At 39.2% G+C, this 23664-nt stretch carries 16 protein-coding genes; all 16 read left to right on the forward strand.

Going from position 1 to position 23664, the window contains the following annotated elements:
- Positions 1–32: 32 nt before the first annotated feature.
- The 16 genes from EGN73_RS00930 to EGN73_RS22740 all read left to right on the forward strand — a co-directional run bounded on the left by EGN73_RS00930 (position 33) and on the right by EGN73_RS22740 (position 23658).
- The gene (locus EGN73_RS00930; RefSeq protein ID WP_219286188.1) at positions 33–1229 is read left to right on the forward strand and encodes a phenylacetate--CoA ligase family protein; all 1197 of its coding nucleotides are present in this window, start codon (positions 33–35) and stop codon (positions 1227–1229) included.
- A 2-nt stretch (positions 1230–1231) separates the two neighbouring features.
- Positions 1232–2338 carry a glycosyltransferase family protein gene (locus EGN73_RS00935; protein ID WP_219286190.1) on the forward strand — a complete coding sequence of 369 codons (1107 nt, stop codon included), beginning with the start codon at positions 1232–1234 and terminating at the stop codon, positions 2336–2338.
- A 37-nt stretch (positions 2339–2375) separates the two neighbouring features.
- Complete coding sequence (locus EGN73_RS00940) at positions 2376–3569, forward strand: glycosyltransferase family 4 protein (protein ID WP_219286192.1); 1194 nt, start codon at positions 2376–2378, stop codon at positions 3567–3569.
- Between the two features lie 64 nt (positions 3570–3633).
- A complete protein-coding gene (locus tag EGN73_RS00945) occupies positions 3634–4518 on the forward strand; it encodes an NAD-dependent epimerase/dehydratase family protein (RefSeq protein WP_219286194.1) in 885 nt (294 codons plus the stop codon).
- 16 nt (positions 4519–4534) lie between these two features.
- Positions 4535–5584 (forward strand): glycosyltransferase, encoded by a 1050-nt coding sequence (locus EGN73_RS00950; protein ID WP_219286196.1) that lies wholly within the window; start codon positions 4535–4537, stop codon positions 5582–5584.
- A 1-nt stretch (position 5585) separates the two neighbouring features.
- Positions 5586–7454 carry an asparagine synthase (glutamine-hydrolyzing) gene (asnB, locus tag EGN73_RS00955; protein ID WP_219286198.1) on the forward strand — a complete coding sequence of 623 codons (1869 nt, stop codon included), beginning with the start codon at positions 5586–5588 and terminating at the stop codon, positions 7452–7454.
- On the forward strand, positions 7454–8386 hold the full coding sequence (locus EGN73_RS00960) for a glycosyltransferase family 8 protein (protein WP_281422212.1): 933 nt from the start codon (positions 7454–7456) through the stop codon (positions 8384–8386). Before asnB ends, EGN73_RS00960 begins: the two co-directional genes overlap by 1 nt.
- A complete protein-coding gene (locus tag EGN73_RS00965; protein WP_219286204.1) occupies positions 8383–9483 on the forward strand; it encodes an exostosin domain-containing protein in 1101 nt (366 codons plus the stop codon). Before EGN73_RS00960 ends, EGN73_RS00965 begins: the two co-directional genes overlap by 4 nt.
- A 7-nt stretch (positions 9484–9490) precedes the next feature.
- Complete coding sequence (locus tag EGN73_RS00970; RefSeq protein ID WP_219286206.1) at positions 9491–10612, forward strand: GNAT family protein; 1122 nt, start codon at positions 9491–9493, stop codon at positions 10610–10612.
- Positions 10609–11562, forward strand: coding sequence for a polysaccharide deacetylase family protein (locus EGN73_RS00975; RefSeq protein WP_219286208.1), 954 nt, complete (start codon positions 10609–10611; stop codon positions 11560–11562). Before EGN73_RS00970 ends, EGN73_RS00975 begins: the two co-directional genes overlap by 4 nt.
- A gap of 51 nt (positions 11563–11613) precedes the next feature.
- The gene (locus EGN73_RS00980; RefSeq protein ID WP_219286210.1) at positions 11614–12453 is read left to right on the forward strand and encodes a methyltransferase domain-containing protein; all 840 of its coding nucleotides are present in this window, start codon (positions 11614–11616) and stop codon (positions 12451–12453) included.
- Between the two features lie 237 nt (positions 12454–12690).
- The gene (locus EGN73_RS00985; protein ID WP_219286212.1) at positions 12691–14556 is read left to right on the forward strand and encodes a carbamoyltransferase family protein; all 1866 of its coding nucleotides are present in this window, start codon (positions 12691–12693) and stop codon (positions 14554–14556) included.
- A gap of 2 nt (positions 14557–14558) precedes the next feature.
- Entirely contained in the window at positions 14559–15641 is a 1083-nt protein-coding gene (locus tag EGN73_RS00990; RefSeq protein ID WP_219286214.1) for an SGNH/GDSL hydrolase family protein, read from the forward strand.
- Positions 15642–15647: 6 nt separating this feature from the next.
- Complete coding sequence (locus EGN73_RS00995) at positions 15648–15797, forward strand: DUF5989 family protein (RefSeq protein ID WP_009033406.1); 150 nt, start codon at positions 15648–15650, stop codon at positions 15795–15797.
- A 1-nt stretch (position 15798) separates the two neighbouring features.
- Positions 15799–16167 (forward strand): hypothetical protein, encoded by a 369-nt coding sequence (locus tag EGN73_RS01000; RefSeq protein ID WP_219286216.1) that lies wholly within the window; start codon positions 15799–15801, stop codon positions 16165–16167.
- A 234-nt stretch (positions 16168–16401) separates the two neighbouring features.
- Positions 16402–23658 (forward strand): PKD domain-containing protein, encoded by a 7257-nt coding sequence (locus EGN73_RS22740; RefSeq protein WP_219286218.1) that lies wholly within the window; start codon positions 16402–16404, stop codon positions 23656–23658.
- Positions 23659–23664: the final 6 nt, after the last annotated feature.

The raw sequence follows: 23664 nt of genomic DNA on the forward strand, positions 1-23664 counted from the left end.
AAAAGTTGAGCCAGCTACCCAAGGGCGAGCTTATGACGCTTCAAAAAAATAAGCTTAATGAGATCCTTAAATACGCTTTGTTAAATAGCCCCTATTACCAAGCATTAAATATTAGTCCCTCTGATGATCCAGTGCAGCTACTTTCAGAATTTCCTGTTTTGGATAAACAAACCGTTAGGGAAAAAATTGATCAACTGGTTACAGTAAAGTCTCTCCATGGTTTGCAATCTGTTATGTCCAGTGGTTCTACTGGCCCCCCAAGCAAAGTGTATTTCAACAAAGAAGAAATGGCTGCTACTAGGGCAGTACAACTCACTTGGTGGTCCTGGGCGGGATACGAATATGGCAACAGTATTTTACAGACAGGTGTAAACTTAAATCGGTCGAGAGAAAAAAGACTTAAGGACTTATTTTTCAGGACAAAGTATATTGAGGCGCTCAAGCACAATGAACAGGAGATTCTGGAGGAACTGGAAGGTTTGAGAAAGACTCCAAAAGATCACTATGTGGCGTATGCTTCCAGTTTATATCTGTTTGCGAAAACCGCACTGGAAAATGGTATCCTGGATATTAAATTCAAATCAGTAATCTCTTTAGGTGAAAAGCTATTGCCCAATTTCAGAGAAGCTATCGAAAAGGCTTTTCATTGCAAAGTGTACGATACCTACGGTAGCTCTGAAGGTCTGATGGTAGCCTCCCAGTGTAGTCATGGTTCATATCATGTCATGACACCACATGTCTACCTCGAAATAGTGGATGAAAAAGGGAATGAGGTAGAACCGGGTGAAATGGGGCGAGTGTTACTGACCGGTTTGGATAATTTCACAACTCCACTGATCCGATACGAAATCGGCGATTTGGTAATCAAAAGTAAAAATGGAAAATGTGATTGTGGTTTGGATTTGCCCATGATTGAAGAAGTGTTGGGAAGGACTACGGAATTCTTGAAAACTCCAGAAAACAAATATATAACTGTTCAAACTGTAGTTAGAGTTTTGAAATTTTTCCCAGAGGTTGAACAGTTTACGCTTATCCAAAAAGAAAGAAACAAATTTCAGCTCCAGTACATTGCTTCCCAGGAATTATCAGAAGTAAGTCAAAGGAATGTACAGCAATCATTCAATACTCTTTTTAAGGAGGACTTAATATTTGAATTCAAGCTTGTTGAAAAATTACCCAGAAGCAAATCAGGGAAATTTCAACTCATCATAAATGATGTAAAGGAATAGCTATGAAAATAGGTGTTATTTATTCGCTTCATCGAGAAGGTAACAACTCCATATTCCCTTTTTTGGCATTCAAAGAAGCGCTTCGCAGGGAAGGACTGAAATTTGTTTATATTCATTCCTATAAAGAGGCTTTAACAACTAAGGTAGATTTTCTGATAGTTTCGGATATTTCTCTGTCGCAGCTTTTAAAGGGAAGGTCTACCAAGCTGGATTTTTTGAAGGTGCTAAGAAAGACTCAAAATTGTCCCGTAGTATTTCTGTCGGCCAATGATGCTACAGGTCCTATTTTTCCCAGTTTTGTAGAGGAAGTGGACTTGTTTTTAGTCAAGCAACTTCTCAAAGACAAATCAATCTACCTTAAACCCTTGAAACGTCATTTTTTCAGAGATAAAATGATGAACCAATTTAAATTTAAAAATGCAGGTGATTTCGAACCTATTGCTTTGGATAAAAGCCATTTGCCAAAAATTGGGGTTTCTTGGAATTTAGCACTCATAGACTGGAAAACGCAATCCAGCAACAAGCTTAAAAAGTACTTTAAAATTTTCACCAAAAACAACAGTGTCATATCCCCAGAGGCTGTGAATCCCCTTGATCAGAGATCAATCAAAATTATGTTTAGGGGCAATCTTTTCCCGGAAGACCATGATGTTTTCAGGCTTCACCGCCTTTTGACTTTAAGGGTTTTTAAAAAGTTTGACCTTGTCACCACATCTGTAGCGAATGTTAAAATCAGTCCAAAGGCTTACTTGGACCAGATGAAAAATACTATAATCAGTCTATCCCCATTTGGTTGGGGAGAAATATGTTACAGAGACTTTGAATCCTTTAAATCAGGCGCATTGCTCTTTAAGCCTGACATGAGCCATATTGATACTTATCCTGATATTTACAAACCAGAAAACCATATCAGTTACAACTGGGATGCCTCAGATCTTGAAGAAAAGATAAACAGGGTTTTAGCTGACCCCAGTGCATACCAGCATTTGGCCGATAGGGGGAAGATGGATTTTGATAATGCTATCAATCCTGAAATTTCAGGTCCTGAATTTGTCAGGCACTTTAGGGGGATCCTTGAAAAGGCAAAAGAGAATTTTGAAAACAGGTAGTAAATAATTAATCCCACCCATTTAAAGATATAATATTTTGAAAATCCTTATTTTTTATCAGTATTTCGGCACACCTAACGGAGGGTGGAGTACCCGATTTTACGAGTTTGCAAAAAGATGGGGTAACGAAGGCCATCAGGTGACAGTAGTGACTTCGCCATACTATAAGTCTGATATCAAAGCCGATAAATTCATCTCTAAACAGCGGATAGAAAATATTGATTTAATTGTAATTAATTCTCCTGATTCAAATAAGGCTGGTTTATTCCGCAGAATGCTCAACGCCTTTATTTTTTCCTCTGTATCAGTATTCTATGCTCTTAAATTGTCATATGATGTAGTTTTGTGTAGCTCTGGACCAATTACTATAGCATTACCTGGTTTAGCTGCTTCTGTATTTAGAAGAAAGAAATTTGTTTTTGAGGTTAGGGACCTTTGGCCAAGAGGCGCTGTTGAACTGGAGAAAATCAAAAATCCCATAGCTGTCAAAATTGGCTTTGCATTTGAAAAATGGATTTACAAAAATGCCAACTTGGTAGTGGCCTGTTCTCCAGGAATGGAAGAAGGGGTGTTACAGGTTAACGCAAAATCACCCACTCTAGTAATTCCCAATTCATCTGATAACGATTTGTTTTACCTTTCAGAAAGCGTATACCCAGATAAATTTCCTCAATATTGGAAGGGAAAGTCGGTTTTTATATATGCGGGTTCTTTAGGCTTAATGGATGAGTGTTCTCAGATTATCAAGGGAATCTCCAAGGTAAACCATGAGGATATCAAAATTGCTTTCATAGGAGATGGTGCTGAAAGAGAGCATCTACAAGGCTTGGTAGAATCACTGGGATTGCAAGAAACCGTTGAATTTTTTGGATTGATCCCAAAGCGTGAGGTTGTGAAATGGTTTTCAGTGGCAAAAGCCAGTTTTGTCACTTTTAAGGATATTCCAGTGCTCCATACAAATTCACCTAATAAAATGTTTGATTCATTTGCTGCAGGAGTACCTATCATACAGTCTACAAAAGGCTGGATCAAGGATTTTGTGAATGAGACAGGCTGCGGAATCAATGTTGATCCTAATGATCCTAAGACGTTTTCAGATGCTATCTTACTGTTACATTCCCAACCTGAACAAAGGCAGGCGATGGCTGATGCAGCAAAAAAAGTAGCCAAAGAAACATTTGACAGGGGGAAGCTGGCTTTGCGCTATCTTCAAAGAATTAAAGAACTGTAATTTAATTTGGGATTATCTGAAGCAGTCCCAGCTTTTAAAAATTTATTTATTTTTTTTTGATCAAATGAAAAATTATCTATTGACAGGAGCATCCGGGTTTTTGGGAAAAGAAATTCACAAAAAGATTGCCAATGACTGTTATACCCTTGGAAGAGGGGCTGAAAATGATATACAATTCGATCTGGAAAGTGAGAGAATGGAACTTCCTAGAGTAAGAACTTTTATCCATTGTGCAGGGAAAGCTCATGTAGTCCCAAAGACAGAGGAAGAAAAAGAGGCTTTTTTTAAAATCAATTATCAGGGGACGGTAAACCTGCTTCGTGGTTTGGAATCCTCCGGAAATTTGCCACAAAATTTCATATTTATCAGCACAGTAGCTGTGTACGGGAGGGAAGAGGGTCAGGAAATAGATGAAACGTTTCCTTTACTTGGAATTACGCCTTACGCCAAGAGTAAGATTCAGGCTGAGGAATGTCTGGAAAATTGGTGTAAAAACAAGGAGGTAAATCTGGTGATTTTAAGGTTGCCTTTGGTTGTTGGTAACAATGCACCGGGGAATCTTGGTGCCTTGGAAAAGGCCATCCGAAAGGGCTATTATCTAGGCATAGGGGATGGCTCGTCAAGAAAATCAGCTGTCCTTGCGAAGGATGTTGCAGCTTTTATCCCCAATCTTGAAGGAAAAAGTGGTATTTTTAATCTAACTGATACTATCCATCCAAGTATGTATGATATAGAGGAAGCCATTGCCAAAAAGTACCAAAAAAAGATCAGAAGAATCCCGATTTCCTATTTACAGCCATTTGCATGGTTAGGTGACAGGTTTTCTTTCTTTCCTTTGAATTCCTATCGTCTTGAAAAACTTACTTCCTCACTTACCTTTAGTGATAATTTGGCCAGCAGGAAATTAGGCTGGAGACCAAGCTCTGTCTTGGAATTTTTAAAATCTTAATGGATAGAGATTAATTATGAGAGTATTATTCTTAGGTGAAACGTACAGAGCGGATGCAAAAACCTGGATAGAAGGTGTAGAACTGAATCTTGGAAAAAAAGTTGAGACGAAGGAGGTGCCTTTTACTCCCCAAAGATGGAAACGCATTCTTTATTTCCTTAGGTTTTTGGGCGAACTTTTTATCTTGAGGTTCAAAAAACCATATGATATTGTTCTGGCCGAAAGAGCGACGAGTTACGGTTTTTTTGCATTGCTGGTCAAGTCTAAATTGAAAGTTGTGGCACAGCAGGGAATTACTGATGCTTTTCCGGAGTCAGGATTTACAGGAGTTTATAAAAGATATTTTCAAAGGAAGGTATACAAAAATGTGGATTTGATCCATGCTTGGGGAAATGTAATGACCTATGCGATGTTGGAGTCAGGAGCGCCTCCTTCCAGAATTATGGTCTTGCCAAAAGGCATCAACCTCTCTCTGTATAATTACAGAACTTTTTCGGAAAAAAATCATGACCCCATTGGGATAGTTACGAGGTCTCTGTCTGAGATTTACAGGCATGAAGATATTCTGAAAGCCTTTCAAATCCTTAAAGAAAAGGGGGTAAAAGTCGATTGCTGGATTGTTGGGGATGGTGTCTTAAGGGATAAGCTAGAAGGTATCAGTAAAGCCCTTAAAATTGAAGATCGGATAAGGTTTTTTGGTAGGATAGACAATAAATTATTGCCTGAATTGTTAGAAGAAAGCGATTTTTACCTTGCTGTACCGGAAACAGAAGGCGTTTCAGCATCTCTTTTTGAAGCAATGGCATGCGGTTCATTTCCAATTGTAACTGATTTGCCAGCCAATAGGGCTTTCATACGACCAGGACAAAATGGGTTTCTTGTACCAGTAGGCAAGCCGGATATTTTAGCATCAGCTATTGAAAAATTTATTTTAAATAAGAATGATTATAGAATTCAAACTCAATTGAATAGGGATTTTATTGAATCCAGGGTAAGTTTTGATAAGAATATGAAGCTTATCTTTGCTCGGTATTTACAGCTTTTGGAACAGAAAAAAAGAAAATAATATGTGTGGAATTGTAGGGTTTTGGCAGCATCATGAGCCAGCCTCCTTGGGTAGACTGAAAAATATGAGTGATGCCATTTATCACAGGGGGCCTGATGCCGAGGGCTCTTTTCTTGAAGGCAAGCTGGCTTTAGGGCACAGGAGGCTTTCAATTCTTGATCTTTCAGAACATGCAAACCAGCCATTTCACTCTCCTTGTGGAAATTATACCTTAGTTTACAATGGAGAGATATTTAATTTTCAGGACTTTTATCCAGAGCTGAAAGCCAAAGGTTATTCATTTAACACCACCTCAGACACTGAAGTACTTTTATTTCTTCTGATGGAATATGGCTTTGAGGTACTTGAAAAACTCAATGGTTTCTTTGCTTTTGCTTTTTGGGATAAGGGGAAGCAAACACTAAGTTTGGCAAGGGATAGGTTTGGGGTTAAACCTTTATTCTATCATTTTGGCAAAGAAGGATTCAGCTTTTCAAGTGAGCCAAAAGGTATTTTTGCAGGAGGTGTTTCAAAGGCTGTAGATCCAGACCACTTGGATGAGTTGTTTATTTACAGATATGTATCAGGAGAGAATACCATATTCAGAGGTATCAAACGTTTGCTTCCCGGACACCTAATGACATTATCTACCAATGCTGAACAAGTAAAGACCAAAAGGTGGTTTCACCTTGCGGATGCTGCAAGAAATTTTGGGAGCATTTCCAAACCCTATGAGTGGTTTGAAGAGACTTTTAATGACAGTGTAAGGCTTAGGATGATCGCTGACGTCCCCGTAGGTACACTTCTTAGCGGAGGGCTGGACAGTAGCGGAATTGTATTGAGCCAAGCATCACAGGGCTTTAAGGACCTCAGTTCCTGGAACGTGATGTTCAAAGGCTATGAACATGATGAATCCCATATTGCAAAAAGATTCTCCGAGGAATTGGGCGTGAATTATAACGGTCATGAATTTCTGGGAACTGAGCAGGTGGAGCTGACAAAAAAAGCCATTCAGATCAATGATGAGCCTTTGATGCACTTTACCGACAATGTTTTATTGGGACTTAGTCTAAAAGCCAAAAAGAAGGTTACTGTTTTACTTACAGGTGAAGGTGCAGATGAGGTGCTTGGTGGATATGTCAGGTATAAGGTGCATGATGGAGCCATGCGATACAGGCTTTTGGAACTGATGAATCTTGTTCCCGATCGCTTTCTCAAACAGGACAGGTTGAAAAAACTCAAAAGATACATGTCACTTAGGAATCCGGATGCCCAAATGATTATGAATGCCAATGAAGTTTATCTATCAGATATAAAAAGGCTTGGGATTTTATCATCCAGCCTGATGCCGCAATATAGGGTAGATGTCCTTGAGGAAGCTAAAGCACTTTATCCCAAAAACAGGTATAGGCAGTTACTATACCTGGAACAACACTCACATCTACATTCCCTAAATGACAAGAACGATAGGACGACAATGGGGGCATCCATTGAATGCAGGGAGCCTTATTTAGATTATAGACTTGTGACCGGTGCAGCTTCCCTTCCAGATCAATATTTTGAAAGTAAGGGTAAAGGCAAGCTTTTGGCCATGAATTCTTTTGGGAAGAAAATGCCGGACTATATCAGAGAGCATAGAAAGATTGGGCTATCTATGCCTTGGGATCAGTATATTGTTGATAATCCTGAATTAAGAGACCATCTTGAGAATATGCATCAATCCCCTCTCTTTGAAATGGGGTTTTTAGCCCACTTGGATATTAAAAAAGCAATTGATAGTTTTAAAGCAAACCCTAGAGAAAATTTAGGTTGGATGAAACAATTGTTTTTCACATCCCTTTGGTACAGGGAAATCTTTGAAAATCAAAAAGTCCAACCTTTGAACCGTTGATGAAGGATAAGTTGAAAATAGCTTTTACAATAAATCATACTTTTTTAATGCCCTTTTCTGTGGCATTACTATCCCTTTTGGAAAACAATAAAGGGGATATCGAAAAAATCTATATTTTTTGTGATTTTCTCTCAGAAGATGAGAAGCTGAAACTTCAAAAAATCATATCAGATTTCCAAGTGGAAATGCAATGTATTGAAGTAGATGACGCTCAATTGGAGAAACTTGTCACTACGCTTCATTTTAATAGAGCCAATTACTATCGGCTCTTAATCCCTGATCTAATAGGAGAAGATAAAGTTTTATACTTGGATGCTGACATTTTAGTTTTGGGTTCTTTAATGCCAATTTGGGAGGTAAACCTTGAAGATAATTATTTGGCGGCAGTCTGGACTCCGGGAGTAGAATGGCATCCTGAGTTAGGAGTGAGCAAGGAGGATGGGTATTTCAATTCAGGTGTCATGTTGATCAACCTGGATAAATGGAGAGCAGAAAACCTAGGGCAAAAAACAATACAATTTGTAAAGGATAATCCCAGACTGATTTGGTTTGTAGACCAATGTGGGCTCAATGCCCTAACCAAAAGTAAATGGGTGAAGATTCCCCTAAAGTATAACCTTACTGTCGATGTGTATGAAGGAATCTATCATGAGTCAGACCCAGGAGTTGATATGGCTGAAGTCCGAAAGGCAATTGTGGATCCTGTTATAGTTCATTTTTCAGGGACCAGTAAACCTTGGCATACCAGCAATCAGCATCCATACAAATGGAGGTTTTGGAAATACCTTTGGAAAACGCCTTACTCTAGGCTTCTACCGCAAGACTTTTGTGTTGCAGGAGTGATCAAATACCTTACTCCAAAATCTGTAAGAAGCCTTTTTAGAAAAATCCAGTACAGGTATTTCCCCAGAGGTAAATTCAAATGGAAATGATGGACGATATTACCTTAAGAAATGAGCTGGACAAAATCGTCAACTTTTCCAGAGTGAAAATTTACTTTGACAGCCTGAAACTGCCTTTAGGCTATGTCTTTGATTTGTTTGAAAGGAAGGATAACGGAACCATAATTTTAAACAAAGAGTCTGAAAGTTGTTTTGAAAAAGTATCCGATCCTAAGAACGCTGATTTTATCTTTATTCCTGTACCATTATCGGAGCTAAACGGAACGCAGGAGGGGATGGATATCATCGCTTTCCATAGAGATATATCAATTTCATTGCATAAGCCCTTGTTGTTGGTTTCTGATGCAGATTTACTTTTTGATCCTGGATTTAGAGATGTTATCTTATTGACTCCAGGTGCTTATAAAAGTATGGGAAACCAAGTTTCTTTGCCGGCGCTGTTGCCAAACGATCCGCTTGAAAAATGGTTTCATGGGGAGTTTAAAATCATTGAAAAGTTTGATAGAGTGTCAGTGGGATTTTGTGGACAGGCTACATCGAATTTTCTTAAAACGGTCAAAGACCATCTGCAATACCTTGGACTGAATGCAATGAAGGTGATCGGTCGGTCCAGATACCTCTATGTCCCTTATTTCATGGCTGCCAGTGAGCGGGCTGCACTGCTTTCCAGTTTGGAGAATTCCAACTTAGTTCAAACAGATTTTCTGAAAAGAGAAAGGTATAAAGGAGGAGCCAAAAGTGACCAAGACCAAAAGAGACTGGAATATGAATTTTTTAAAAATATTTATGACAATCTTTTCACGATTTGTATGAGAGGGTTTGGAAACTATTCTGTCAGGTTTTTTCAAACCTTGGCCATGGGAAGAATACCGGTGGTGATTGAAACAGATTCAATATTGCCGTTTGAGTCTCAGATTGATTACAGAGAAATTTGCGTTATGGTGCCATACAAGGATCGTTTCAAAGCTGATCAATATATAATTAACTTTATCAACAGCTATTCAGAATCGGAACTGAAAGTTATTCAAAAAAGGTGTAGACAGACATGGCTAGATCATTTTAGAAAAAAGGGCTTGATTTACGGATTATCACAAGAACTGAAAAATATGACTTTCTATCAAAATTAACTGGTAAATGTCAGAGCAATTTAAAATAAGAAAGGCAAGGGCCAGTGATATTTCCAACCTTATAGAGTTTTTCATCCGGATCTATGGAGAGCATACAGTCTTTCAGGTGGAAGCTTTTTTGAAATATTATTTCCAAAGTCCCTGGAACAAGGGGTCTATCCTAGAGTCGAATTGGATTGGGCTTAATTCGAAGGACGAAATAGTATCACATTATGGAGGCCTTCATTACAAGTTGATTCTGGGGGAAAATATCATTGATACCATCTGGGGAGTGAATGCTTACACATTGCCTGATTGGAGAGGCTTGGGCTTTAATAGTACACTGGTGCAAAAATTATTTGATGCCAACCCAATCAATGCAACCCTAGGAATGGCTTTGGATACGCATAAGTTTTATAAAAAATTGGGCTACAATGTCTTTGACCACCAGAGGTTAAAAAGGTATTTGTTCTTATTTAGGGAGGAAGCATTTGAGTTGGTAAATGAAATAGGAGCAGATATTGGAAAGGCAAAGCAGCTGGTAGGTTCTCCAATCACTGTCAGCCATTGGAATGACCCCGGACATATTGTAGAACTCAATTCCCAAATGCTTGAAAACCATGGCTTGCAATTAGGCCGACAGGTAGTCTGCACTACACTTAGAGATGAGGAGTTTCTGAAGTGGAGATTTTTGGATCATCCTTTTATAGCCTATAAAGTCTTTGCTTTTGTTGGAGAAAATGGGATTACTGCTTACTTGGCACTTAGGCCTGAATTGCTTCAGCCTTCTGGGCGGATGGTGGGAAGGATTGTTGATATGTATGGCGATGCTAGGGATTTATCCGGAGTGATTTCTTTTGCAATTCAATGGGGAAATAATGAGGGTTTTCTGTATCTGGATTTTTCAAAAATAGGTGAATTATATGACCATATATTAATGGAATCAGGCTTTTCAATGCTCGAAGACGATGATGTGGCTCTGTTTCCCCAAGTTTCAGCACCTGTTGCAAAGAGACCGAATCATGAATATTTAGCACTCAAAAGTTTGGAATATGCTGAACCAATCATGGCTTTAGAAATCAATGATATATATTTTACCAGAATGGACTCCGACAGAGACAGGGTTGCAAAAATTAATCAGATAAAATGAAGATGGATACTGAAGTGACGATAGTGATGTACCATTATGTCAGAGAGATTAAATCCTCAAGGTTTCCTGGTATAAAAGGGCTGGAAATCAAAGACTTCAAAGGGCAGGTTGAATTCCTTCGCCATAATTACAATATTATCAGTGTTGAACATTTGATCGCAGCCATACACGAAGGAGAGAAACTGCCCCCCAAAGCAGCTTTACTTACATTCGATGATGCCTATATAGATCATTACATGTATGCATTTCCTATTTTACATAACTTGGGAATTCAGGGCTCATTCTATGTCCCTGCAAAAATGATTATCGAAAACAAAGTATTGGATGTAAATAAAATCCATTTTGTTCTGGCTACCATGCAGGATGTAAATTTGCTTATCAAGCAGCTTTTTAAAGAAATTGACATAATCCGAAGGGAATGCGAATTACCTGATAATGAAGTTCTTTATAAAACGTATGCCATTACCAACGGGAAAGACACCGATGAGGTGATGTTTGTCAAAAGAATGCTTCAGAAAGTTCTCCCGCAGCCCTATCGTTCCGAACTTGTCAATAGAATGTTTGAAGAAGCCATAGGTATGGATGAGGTAGCTTTCAGTAAGGAACTATATATCAATAAAGAACAAATGCGCCATATGGTCGCCGGAGGCATGCATTTAGGGAATCATACCTATTCTCATCCTTGGTTAAACACCTTATCCACATCTGAACAGAAGATGGAAATTCTGTCTTGCAATAAGCTTTTGGAAGATGTAGGAGTTGACATGAAAAATTGGACCATGTGTTTTCCCCATGGTGGACATAATAAGGATACACTAAATATATTGAAGGATTTAGGATGTAAGCTTGGTTTTTCTGTAAAAGTCAAAGTAGCCAATACAAAAAACGACAATTTTCTCGCCTTGCCTCGACTTGATACCAATGATTTGCCAAAATCATTAAATAAATAGTTTTTTGAAATATCTCATATTATATTTCTTTAAAAATCTAAATCATGACTAATGGCATTTGAGCAATTCCACCTTAAAAAAATGTTGTATCCGCTCTATAGAAGGATGCTTAGAAATACGCCTGCTTTCAAAAGACAAATGGCCTTGATGGAAAAATTCAGGGAAAGTAATCTTCAAATCCAGGATAATATCCTTCAGAAACTGAATTTGCACCAAGAACTTAAAGTAGTTAATGGACCATTTAAAGGGTTGAATTATATTCATAAAGCAACAGGTAGTATGTTTTTCCCCAAATTGATCGGCTCTTATGAAGAACCGATTCATGACTGGGTCTATGAAATAATTGGAAATAGTAATTATAAAAAGATAATTGACATAGGCTGTGCTGAGGGGTATTATGCAGTTGGATTTGCAAAGAAGATGCCCTATGCCAATGTCACCGGTTCGGACATCAATCCTGAAGCTTTGAAGCTGGCCCAGCAATTGGCTGAACTAAATGAAGTAAATAACATTCGGTTTGTCGGGGCATTATCCCCTGAAGATCTGGGAAGTATTTGTGAGGTTAAAACTCTTATTTTTTGTGATATTGAAGGTGAAGAAGTTCGAATCCTTGATCCAATAAAAGTGCCGATGCTAAAATCCTGTGACATTTTGGTAGAAGCGCATGACTGTTTTGTAAAAGGACTGACTGAATTATTGATTCATAGGTTTTCAAAAACTCATCAGATCGATTTGATATGCGATTATCCTTGGAGGAAGATGGACTATCAATTAGATCATTTAGATGAAGAGGAGAAAAAATTCTTGTTCAACGAAAATAGGCCTGAAAACATGAGGTGGCTATTTATGAGAACTCATGAGTATAATAAATTAAATAAACATTTACAATAGCTATTTAAAACAACTCCTTTCTAAAAGAATAAGCAAGCCCGAAGAAATCTTCAAAGATTTTTTTGGGCTTTAATTTTTTAGTTATTTATGCATCCTATATTTTTGATTTCAATCAGGGCTAAACCTTTCATTATTGTACATGAATTGATAAAATATAAAATGGAATGTTTTTATTTGAACTTTCTCAATTTGCCTGATTATTTTAGGAGAATTATTATTTGAATTGAATTTGGAAGTGTGAAAAAAATTTTAGGATTATCTGCTTTTTATCATGATTCTGCAGCAGCAATACTTATTGGTGGTGAGATAATTGCAGCAGCTCAGGAGGAACGGTTTACCCGGCAAAAACATACACCTGATTTCCCGATTCATTCTATTCGCTACTGTTTGGAGGAAGCAGGTTTGAGTATAGATGAGTTGGACGCCGTTGTATTTTATGACAAACCACTGCTGAAATTTGAACGGTTGCTGGAAACCTATTATGCCTTTGCACCCAAAGGATTAGTGTCTTTTCTCAAAGCTATACCTGTTTGGTTAGATGAAAAGATGTTTCTTAAAAAGCTGATTAAAGATGGTCTTCAAGAGGTAGGGGTTTATGATAAAAAAAAGCTTAACCTACTTTTTTCAGAGCACCATCTCTCACATGCAGCAAGTGCCTATTTCCCTTCTAAATTCCAAAAGGCCGCAGTTTTGACCATAGATGGAGTAGGCGAGTGGTCCACTGCTTCTATAGGGTTGGGAGAAGGTAATAACTTTCAGATGCTGAAGGAATTGGAATTTCCGCATTCTGTAGGTCTTCTTTACAGCGCATTTACCTATTTTTTGGGTTTTACCGTCAATTCGGGGGAATATAAGCTGATGGGGCTAGCACCTTATGGTAATCCGGACGATCCTCAGACTTCCGAGTTTGAAAAAAAAATAAAGGAGAATCTAGTCGATATCAAAGAGGATGGTTCTATTTGGCTTGATCAGAAATTTTTCAACTATGCCACAGGCTTGAGAATGGTCAAAGATGAGTCTTGGAAAAATATTTTTGGGTTTAAAAGAAGAGAGCCTGAGGAACAGCTTGAACAGTATCATTGCAACCTGGCTTTGGCAATTCAAAGAGTGACAGAAGAAATCGTGATCAAAATGGCATTAACTGCAAAGAAAATATGCGATACGGATTATTTGTGCCTTGCAGGTGGAGTTGCTTTGAATTGTGTGGCCAATGGAAAGCTGTTGCAAAAAGGAATTTTCAAGGATATTTATATCCAGCCTGCCGCCGGAGATGCTGGAGGGGCATTGGGTGCAGCCTTGGCGGTCAGTCACATGTACTTTGGTGAAGAGAGGGTTTATAAAAAGGATTCAGACCAAATGAAGGGTTCTTATTTAGGGCCGGAATATTCTGAAAAGGAAATCCAATTGATGAATAGAAAAGTGAAAGCAGTATGTGAAAATTATAGTGATTTTCATTCACTGACACAATTCGTTGCTTCAAAGATTGCAGAAGGAAAGGTGATAGGTTGGTTTCAAGGTAGAATGGAATTTGGTCCCCGGGCTTTAGGAAACAGAAGCATTATAGGGGACGCCCGGAATCCTGAAATGCAGAAAAAGCTAAATCTAAAGATAAAATATAGAGAAGGGTTTAGACCTTTTGCCCCTTCTGTTTTGGCAGAAAAATGCGGGGAATATTTTGATCTCAATGAAGACTCCCCATACATGCTTATTGTAGCTCCTGTTTTGGAGAAGAGAAGAAAACTGCTTCCTGAAAATTACCATCAAATGGATCTTTGGGAGAAGCTTTACAGAGAAAGAAGTGATATACAGTCTGTGACTCATCTGGATTTTTCAGCCAGAATTCAGACAGTTCACAAGGAAACCAATTCCCGATATTGGAGGCTAATAGCAGAATTTGAGCGGCAGACAGGCTTTGGTTTGGTTGTCAACACCTCATTCAATGTGAGAGGTGAACCAGTAGTCTGTACTCCTTTTGATGCCTATAGGTGTTTTATGAGTACAGAGATGGATTATTTGGTTATTGGAGATTTTGTATACATCAAAAACCAACAACCGGATTGGGGAAATAGAGAAAAGTGGATGGTTGAATTCAAACCTGATTAAGAATGGCTAAGTACGCAGCGTTAATACGTTTGTTTTTATGGTTTTTTGTTCTGCTTTATATTTCAATCGGATCTAAAGATGAATTTCCCTATCTTTTTTATCCTTTGAGGATATTGGTGATCCTGATGATTTTAGTGGAGACGGCGGCTATTTGCAAAAAAGTGTTTTATGGTTCATTTCCAGATGGTCTGAAAAATACGATTCTGTCTCTGGCAAGCTTTCTGGTAATTTTCCTCGTGATTGACATTCTATTTATGTTTATTCCCCGAACCCATGGTATAGGTTCTACTTATGCCAATTCCATTTGGTTTCAGTATTATTGGAGACCTATCAATTCCTTCGGGTTTAGGGATAAGGAACCTGATTTGGGCAAAGAGAGCATTTTGTTTGTGGGAGATTCTTTTACTGCAGGATATGGGATAAAAAGTATCTCGGACCGATATTCCGATCTTGTTGAAGAAGGAAACACAAGAGGACTTCAATCCATTAATTTAGGGTTGAATGGTGCTGATACAGAGAGAGAGTTTGAGATGATGCTGGATTTTGTTGAAGAGACTAAAGTTCCTGTGAGAAAGATTGTATTACAGTACTTTGGAAACGATATAGAAGATACTGCCTATGAATTGGGATTAAACATTACTAAGACCAAACCTTATGCTGGTGATAATTTTATTGTGGAATACTTGGCAAGAGGTACTTTTTTCGGAAATTTTGTTTATTGGATGTTCCCCAAAAATGGAGGTGAAACCTACGAGGAATTTTTAAAAGAGGCCTATCAAAATGAAGCTGTATTGGAAAAGCATATGGAAGATCTGCAGGGTTTTGTGGATTATGCAGAAAGTAAAGAGATTGAATTGACTGTATTGGTATTTCCCTTCCTTCAGGAAATTAATGAAAGTAAACACTTGTATACTGATAAAATAACTGCTTTTTTTGAGGAAAAAGGTGTATCCGTATTGGATGTAGGCGAAATGGTGGCTGATCTTCCTTTGAGAAAGCGTATCGTTAACTATTCTGATACTCACCCTTCTGCAACAGTTCATCAAAAGCTTGCAGACGCATTGATCAATCAAATTAATAACTGACCCGGTATGGAATTTCTGAAGGATTTATGGCTTTTTATGAAGGAAAGAAAGAAGTTTTGGCTTGCGCCTATTATAGTCGTTTTGCTACTTCTTGGTTTTATTATCGTTTTTGGTGGTAGCTCTGCCTTAGCACCTTTTATTTATACCATGTTTTAATATGAAGAAGGTTAAATCCGATCCCACCAAAACAGTCTTGGTCATTACCGTAGGCATGATATTGCTGTATGTTATTTTTTCATGGGAATGGGCAATTTATGTTTCATTAACTGTGGGTGTATTGGGGATGTTGTCAGCTTATCTGGCGAAGAAGATAGATTGGTTTTGGGGAAAGCTTACATTTGTATTAAGCTTGATTGTCCCTAATGTCCTTTTAAGCTTGGTTTTCTTTTTGTTGCTTACTCCAATAGCCCTAGCATCCAGGCTGTTTGGCAAGAAAAATCCTTTGAACCTCAAAAATACAGAAAAGAGTCTCTTCAAGTCGGTCAATAAGAATTTTCCGGCAAGCAGTTTCGAAAAACCATGGTAGGTTTAAGGCCATTGATTTTTTTATTACCTATTTAATTGATTTCCTAATCTGAAACTATTGATTTATACCAATTGGATTGCCATTGTTGGTAGAGGTGTAGGCATTGTTTTTGTTTTTGGGTTCATAAAACTTTAAATTATCTATATTTGGAGGCTAGGAAAGCAGTTGATCAGCCATTTGTATAAGCCCCGATAATTGAGTTTAGCAATAGATACAAACCTCAAATCCTTGATAGTGAAAAAGTATTTTCTCTTAAGCTATCATTTGAATTGGAAAAAAGTCTTCTTTTTTTTGGGGATACTCTTGTATTTTTTTCTTGAAAATCAAACCTATGCTCAATTAGCGATTCCTCGGGCAGGGTTTCCTTATTGTCAGCCGTTTACAGATACTGGGAATCCGAATGATTTGGAATTTACTATAGCTCGTGGAAATACAATTATTAATTTCAATCCTCTGGTCTTATCTCCTGATAGGCCTTTGACACTTACTGGGCAGTCAATTGAATTGACACCGAGCAGTCAAAATGAAAGAGGGTATGTACTGATTGATCTTCCTTTTTCCTCAGAATACGGTATAAAAGCCTCATTTGAATATTTTATCAATACCCCTGGCCCTACTGATTTGGGAGATGGAATAAGTTTTTTTTTGATAGATGGAGCCATAACTGAAGGGGATTTTCAAATTGGAGGAGTAGGAGGTTCTTTGGGATATGCACCTCACGGCAGTGACTTCAATGGGAGTTATACTTCTGGTGGAATTACCGGAGGTTACATGGGTATAGGATTTGATGTGCTTGGGAATTACGGTAATTTTCAAGAGAAAAGATATGGAGGTTTTATTGACCCTAATCAATTTAATTTTCAAACACCAAATCCTGACAGAACACTTTATCCCAACTCTGTTGTAATCAGGGGACCTCTGGCAAATGGAGATTTGCTGAGACAGAATGGAAATCCACCTCCTCCGGCCAACACACAAAACCCGCAGTATAACAGTTATCAGTTTAGGGCAGGAAGAATTGTATATTATGATCCTGATGAGAATTATCCTCTGGTACAAGATAGGGTAGATAATGGAGTGGGATCTATACCTCCGGACTCTCCTTTTTTTCTTCAAAATAATCAATTTCAAATAGGGAATTATCTTTCACCAAATGAAGTAAACTGTGGTCAAACCTTACCCGATGGCTATAGAAAGGTTTATATTGATTTAAAACCTACAGGTATACCGAGTGAGCCTTACGATGTTACAGTTGATGTACTCGTAGGTAATAATCCCGTTCCAGTAAATGTTTTCAATGATTTCAGGTTTCAGGGTGAAGCTCCGCAGACCCTGAAGGTAGGTTTTGCAGCTTCATCTGGTAACCCTTATTTCAGCCGTCAGGAAATCAGAAACGTTGCTGTGCAAGTTTCTAGCCTTGAAAATGCCCAGCAGCCTAATCCACCCAGTTTGGAGAGGACAATCTGTATTGAGGATTCAGATGATGTGGATTTTCCTTTTTGTGTGGAGTTGCCCTCTTCTGCAAATGCCTTTATACAATGTATCAACCTTTTTCAGGATGACCCGGGAGCCGCAGACAATGACTTTACAAATACTACTCAGTTTGGTTGTGGCTTGGATGATGTTTGTGGTACAAGATGCCAGGATATTCCCGAATTGCCGTTTTTTCAAAATGGGGTTCTTGTAGGGACCTTCTTTGCTGACCTTGAAGATCTGGATACCAATAATTTTGAAGAAAAAAGAACTCAGGCAAGGATACGATTTGAACCAGTTCCAGGTTTTTTTGGTACTATCACCGCTTACTATAAAGTGGTTGATAATTTTGGTCTCGAGTCCGATGGAATTCCGATAACTATTACAATTAATCCCCTTCCCGAAATCGTTGATTTTGGAAATATACAAGAACCCACTTGTGACGGACAAAATGACGGTGCGATAGAAGGTGTTGTAGTTGAAAATCTTGTTGAGGGATATGAGGTAAGGTGGTATGATGAACAAGGAAATCAAGTAAATCCTGGATTATATACAGCTGATGAAACAAATGTTGGGGGGTATATCAGGGCAATCTTAGGTCTGACCGGTGTAAACTTGGGATCATACTCTATTGAGATTTTTAACCCTACTGGTGATGATTCAGATCTACTCTGTTCTGATGAATTTGACGATGTGGATGTGAATACCTGTTTTGTAACTCATGATTTCCCAGAGATAACTCAAGAACGTGGCACCCCTGTGCTTTTGGTGGATCCTGTTGATGTAATCTGCGAACTGACTCCCTTGTTTATCCAGGCGGATGTAGATCAGGTGTATAGGGATAATGTTCCTGGAGATCCAGAATTTTTATGGTACACAGATGAAAACAGACAATTTCCTATTCAGGAGGGGAATCAGTTGAATATTAATGGCAATCTTATCAATACTGGCGCCATTTCCATTTCTGCTGATGGTTTGATTTCTTTTGCCAGCCTGCCCCAAGGGAATTATTCATTTTTTGTGGATATAATGGATACAGGTTTTCCGGATGATGGTAATTTCTGTATGTCAAGAGGAGAAATGACCCGTATAGACGTGACAGTGGTACCCGAACTTACAGGTGTGATTTCGGCGATAGCTGATTTGTGCAGGGAGGAGATTGGGTCAATTGCAGTGGATGTGGACGGAGGCCAGGGAGCAAAGACCTACAATCTATACATGGAGGGTGAAAATGATCCCATTCGTTCTGAAGTGACAGATGCTAATCAGTTTACTTTTGAGAATTTATTACCAGGTGTGTATGAAGTAGAAGTATTCACCCAAAATCCATCTTGTCTGGTTAATTTAGGGCCAGTAGAGGTGGAGGGGCCTGAATTCGCTTTGGAAATTGAGGAGCTTTCCATTCTTCCTGCAAGTTGTGGAGAGGAAAACGGAGAATTTTCATTTAGGATCAATGGAGGTAATCTGAGTTATGGTTCACATAATCCACAAATAAGCGGAGGTACTTTTGAAAATTGGGAATTGGATCCGGACAATCAGGCATACAATTTCTTTGGGTTGCAAGGAGGGGTTGAATTTACCGTAACGATTGATGAAGGAAATGGCTGTATAATCAGTTATTCTTTTAATGTGCCGGACACCCCTGAACCTGTTTTTGATATTATTGGTGACAGGGTAATATGTGAGAACGAAGATGCTGTTTCCTTTACTGTTGATTTTGATTTCTTTGAACTTCAGGACGAAGCCAATCCGGTTTTTATTTGGTACGAAGATGAAGAAAGGCAAAATCCCATTGCCGGAGGGACGGGACCTTTTGGCTTTGATTATAGCATTGATAGCAATACAGGGTCATTGGAAATCAGTAATCTCAGTGTAGGGGAATATAGCCTTTTTCTGGAAATGACCGGCCCTTTTACCTGTGAGGGGGTCTTCGAAAGACTGGATTTTAGTGTTAACCCACTGCCTGAACCAATTGTGCTGAGAGAGGAAGCGGCATTGTGTTTTGGATCTATGGATGGTATAATAGAACTCAGCTTGGCTGAAGGAGACATTGCTGACTTTGAATTTGCTTTGCAAGGCTTGACGGATTTTCAGGATAGCCCTGTTTTTTCAAATAACATAGCTGCAGGAAGCTATATTGGGCTGGTAAGGAACAAAAGTACAGGTTGTGTGGCTGAAATTAATATCACTATTGATGAACCGGAATTGCTCGAGGTCATTTCCCTGGGCTTCCAGGATCCTACCTGTGGAGATTTCAATGGAGTAATCGAATTTTCAGTATCCGGTGGAACAGCGCCTTACAATGTTTTTATCAATGGAAGTTTGATCAGTAATTTTGATTTTACCGAATCAGATGGAAATTACAGGGTAACTAACCTTGAGCCAATCAGCTATATAGTAGAGGTTGAGGATAGTTTCTCTTGTTTGGCACAAATTGACCAGGATTTTGATTTGGTCAATAATGAAGGCTTTGAGATAATTTCCAATCCTCTGGAAGATGAAATCTGTAAAGGAGCCAATGTAGAATTTACTCCTGACTTAGATGTTCCCACGGGTGCATCACCTGAATTGAAATGGTATTTTGATGCTGCTGCTACACAGGAGTTAAGTTCTGGGAATACACTTGGAGTCACCTACGCTATCAGCGATGATGGAGTTCTGACTGTTTCCGGTTTGGACCCGGGGAGTTACACCTATTATTTGGAGATTTCTGGTGAAAATATCTGTACTTTGATCAGTACCGCTGAGGTCAATGTCTTACAAGCTATAGATGCTAGTGTGAACATCGAAAACATCAGCTGTTTTGGTGATACTGACGGTGTTATCAATATTGAGAATGTTACAGGAGGCTCAGGAGATTTTGAGTTTAGCCTAAATGGGGTAGATTTTCAAACAGAGCCTATTTTTGAAAACCTTGCCCCAGGTAACTATACCTTGAATATACGTGATGTTAATTCAGCTGAGGGCTGTTTCCTTGAAATTTCGGATTTATCGATTGAAAGTCCAGAAGCTCCCATTTCATTGGAAGGATTTGAGCTTTTTAGAGCCTCATGTGGTGAAGCCAATGGACGGATTTTTAATGTAGATGTTCAGGGTGGATGGGGAAATTATTCCTTTGAGTGGAGAAGTGATGATCCTGATTCAGGAGAATTACTGACTCAGGGAAGTATAGAGGAGTTGGATGGCATTTTTCCTGGCACATATTACCTTATAGTTCAGGACGAAAATGGCTGTGTTTCTATTTTTGATTTTGAGGTTGGAGCCTTATCTGATCCTGAATATGCCTTGGTTCCACCGATGGATGTATGTTTTGGGGATGATGTATTGATCCGGCCAGTGCACTTAGCTCCGGATCCCAGTCTGCCACCTGCAGCAGCGACAGAGGTGCTTTGGTATAAGGAAGCTAACAGGCAAGGTCTTATTGAGGATGGGGTGGATTCTGAAAACCCCGAGATTGTATATGCCATTGATGACAGCAGTTGGATAAACCCAGAGCTTAGGATTTCAGGTTTGGCTCCAGGTGATTACACCTTTTACTTTTATGTAGCTTGTACCGATGTGGAAATGCCTGTTGAAGTCACTGTTCACCCAATTCCCGAACCCATATTCGAAAGCCAAAGGGTGACCTGTCATGGAGCTAATAATGGGAGGATTTTGCTAACCGGACTTGGGGGTGATTTCGATGTTGAGTTTTCAGTCAACGGTGGAGACTGGATCAGTCAGGAAGAACTAGAGGAATTGCTTTTTTCTCCAAACACCTATAGCATTGAGACCAGGTCTGTTTTTGGATGTTCTCCTGAAATTCAAACCATTGAAATAGAAGGTCCAGAACCATTAAATCTGGAGTTTATAGCCTTGGAGGATGCCTCTTGTCTCCAAGAAGATGGAAGTATAGAAGTTGCTTTTTCCGGAGGATGGCCTTCTTATGCTTTAATCCTGACCAATTTGGACAATGGCAATAGCTTAGAGTTAAGTCTGGGTGAAACTGGAACTTTTGTGTTTGAAAATTTGGGTAGCGGAACCTATGAGGTAACACTTACTGATGCAGAAGGCTGTTTGGCCAATTTGTCTGATCCTATTGTTATTGAAGATTTACCGACTGAAATTGTTATTGATGAGCGTTTTGACATTTGTGAAGATGAAACATTAACCCTCAGCCCGGAAATCAACCCCGATGCAACAGAAAGAAATTTCAGATGGTACAGGGAAAACATCAACCCGGCCAATGAACTGAGTGATGGTCAGAATGAGGGTGGAGTCAGTTATAGCATTGATGCAAACGGTTTTTTGAGTATAAGTGGGCTTGAATCAAGAAGTCAGGCCTATGTTTTTTGGGTGACCGTAGAGGGGCCTGAGGTATGTGAGGGTGACAGTAAGGAATTGGAGGTGTTTGTTTATCAAGAGCCGGTCTTCACCGCTGATGTGATTGATGAGGTTTGTTTTGGTGAAGGTGGTTCTATACTTATCAATCCCGAGGTCAATGTTTCTGATTTGGAAATCAGTATCAATGGAGGAGGTTTCCAGAGTTACCCTGATAACAGGATAGATAACTTAAACCCTGGATCATATTTTCTTGAAGCGAGACATGCATCAGGTTGTACATATATTTTGGAGGATGAGCTCCTTATAGAAGGCCCGGACTCAGCCTTGGAATTGCTCGATATTCAAACTCTGGATACAGAATGTGAGGAAAATGCCGGTAGGATATCCGGTAACATGAGAGGAGGCATAGCTCCATATGAAATACAGTTGACAGATACTTCAGGCAATGCATTGAATTTAAGTCCTGAAAACACTGGAGATGATTTTGTTTTTGCGAACCTGCCTTCTGGGGATTATATACTGGTCTTGGAAGATGCCCTTGGGTGCATTGTTCGGGAGGATCAGATCATTGTTTCAGACATACCGACTCTGATTGATGTGGATGATCTGATCAGCATTTGTGAAGGCGAGACAGCTGTATTGATGCCTTCTATCAATGTCTCAGGTGCCAATCCTGAGTTTTTATGGTTCAGTGATCCAGATAGGCAAACCCCTGTAATCTCAAATCAGGCAGGTCCAAATGGGGAAAGTTATGAAATCGATGCAGCAGGAACTTTAAGGGTAAGGAATTTGCCCGTGGGAGCTTCGCCTTATTTCTTCTATGTAGGAGTTCAGGGAGAGGGTGTCTGCGGGGATGACTTGGAACAAGTTGAAGTGATTGTCAATGCACTTCCTCAGCTTAGGGTGTCTAATCCTTCAATCGTATGTGATCCTACTGAGACGGTTGATTTGACCCGTTATATTGAAGGTTTTGATGCAGATTTGTACGATTATATTGTGGTAAGTCCTTCAGGTAACAGTCTTCGTTTAGATGAATTGGAAGAGGTAAGTAGCTCAGGAAACTACAGTGTGCAGGTGAGTACCAAGGGAAGTGATTGCTACACCCCAGCTGAGCGTATATTGGTGATCATAGCGGAAGAAGAGGTTATCGCCAATTTTGATTACCAATTGGATATTGGAGGGGGAAACATTATTGTGAATCAGGATATCAATATTCTGGAAGATGTGGAATTTACAGACTTGTCCACCGGGGATGTAGTCATATGGAACTGGGACTTTGGTGATGGGGCAGTCAGTTCTCAGCAGAACCCAATTCACCAGTATCAAGAAAAAGGAACATATACCATTAGACTGACCACCATTGATGTCAATGGATGCCAGTCAGAGTTTACTAGGGTGGTTCAGGTTTACGATGATTACCTGATAGAAATACCAACTGCCTTTACACCATCCCGTACCGATGGCAAAAACAACTACTTCAAACCTGTTTTTAGAGGTATTGCGAGTATGAAACTTTATGTCTTCAATACCTGGGGAGATTTGATCTATGAGACAGACAGCCTAGAGGATAGAGGCTGGGATGGAACACTGAATGGCACTATGGCTCCTAATGGAAATTATGTGTATAAGGCGGAGTTTGAAACCAGAGGGGGAGAAACCATAGTAAGAACAGGGGTCTTTATGCTTCTTCGATGATTTTTA

This window comes from Arthrospiribacter ruber (genome assembly GCF_019343195.1).
GTDB lineage: Bacteria > Bacteroidota > Bacteroidia > Cytophagales > Cyclobacteriaceae > Arthrospiribacter > Arthrospiribacter ruber.

Bases quoted from the DNA above. Each gene is read 5' to 3' on its own strand.
- EGN73_RS00950 (WP_219286196.1), top strand. From the start codon at position 4,535: ATGAGAGTATTATTCTTAGGTGAAACGTACAGAGCGGATGCAAAAACC.
- EGN73_RS01000 (WP_219286216.1), top strand. From the start codon at position 15,799: ATGAAGAAGGTTAAATCCGATCCCACCAAAACAGTCTTGGTCATTACC.
- EGN73_RS00960 (WP_281422212.1), top strand. From the start codon at position 7,454: ATGAAGGATAAGTTGAAAATAGCTTTTACAATAAATCATACTTTTTTA.
- EGN73_RS00930 (WP_219286188.1), top strand. From the start codon at position 33: ATGACGCTTCAAAAAAATAAGCTTAATGAGATCCTTAAATACGCTTTG.
- EGN73_RS00970 (WP_219286206.1), top strand. From the start codon at position 9,491: ATGTCAGAGCAATTTAAAATAAGAAAGGCAAGGGCCAGTGATATTTCC.
- asnB (WP_219286198.1), top strand. From the start codon at position 5,586: ATGTGTGGAATTGTAGGGTTTTGGCAGCATCATGAGCCAGCCTCCTTG.
- EGN73_RS00945 (WP_219286194.1), top strand. From the start codon at position 3,634: ATGAAAAATTATCTATTGACAGGAGCATCCGGGTTTTTGGGAAAAGAA.
- EGN73_RS00975 (WP_219286208.1), top strand. From the start codon at position 10,609: ATGAAGATGGATACTGAAGTGACGATAGTGATGTACCATTATGTCAGA.
- EGN73_RS00965 (WP_219286204.1), top strand. From the start codon at position 8,383: ATGATGGACGATATTACCTTAAGAAATGAGCTGGACAAAATCGTCAAC.
- EGN73_RS00990 (WP_219286214.1), top strand. From the start codon at position 14,559: ATGGCTAAGTACGCAGCGTTAATACGTTTGTTTTTATGGTTTTTTGTT.
- EGN73_RS00995 (WP_009033406.1), top strand. From the start codon at position 15,648: ATGGAATTTCTGAAGGATTTATGGCTTTTTATGAAGGAAAGAAAGAAG.
- EGN73_RS00980 (WP_219286210.1), top strand. From the start codon at position 11,614: ATGGCATTTGAGCAATTCCACCTTAAAAAAATGTTGTATCCGCTCTAT.
- EGN73_RS00935 (WP_219286190.1), top strand. From the start codon at position 1,232: ATGAAAATAGGTGTTATTTATTCGCTTCATCGAGAAGGTAACAACTCC.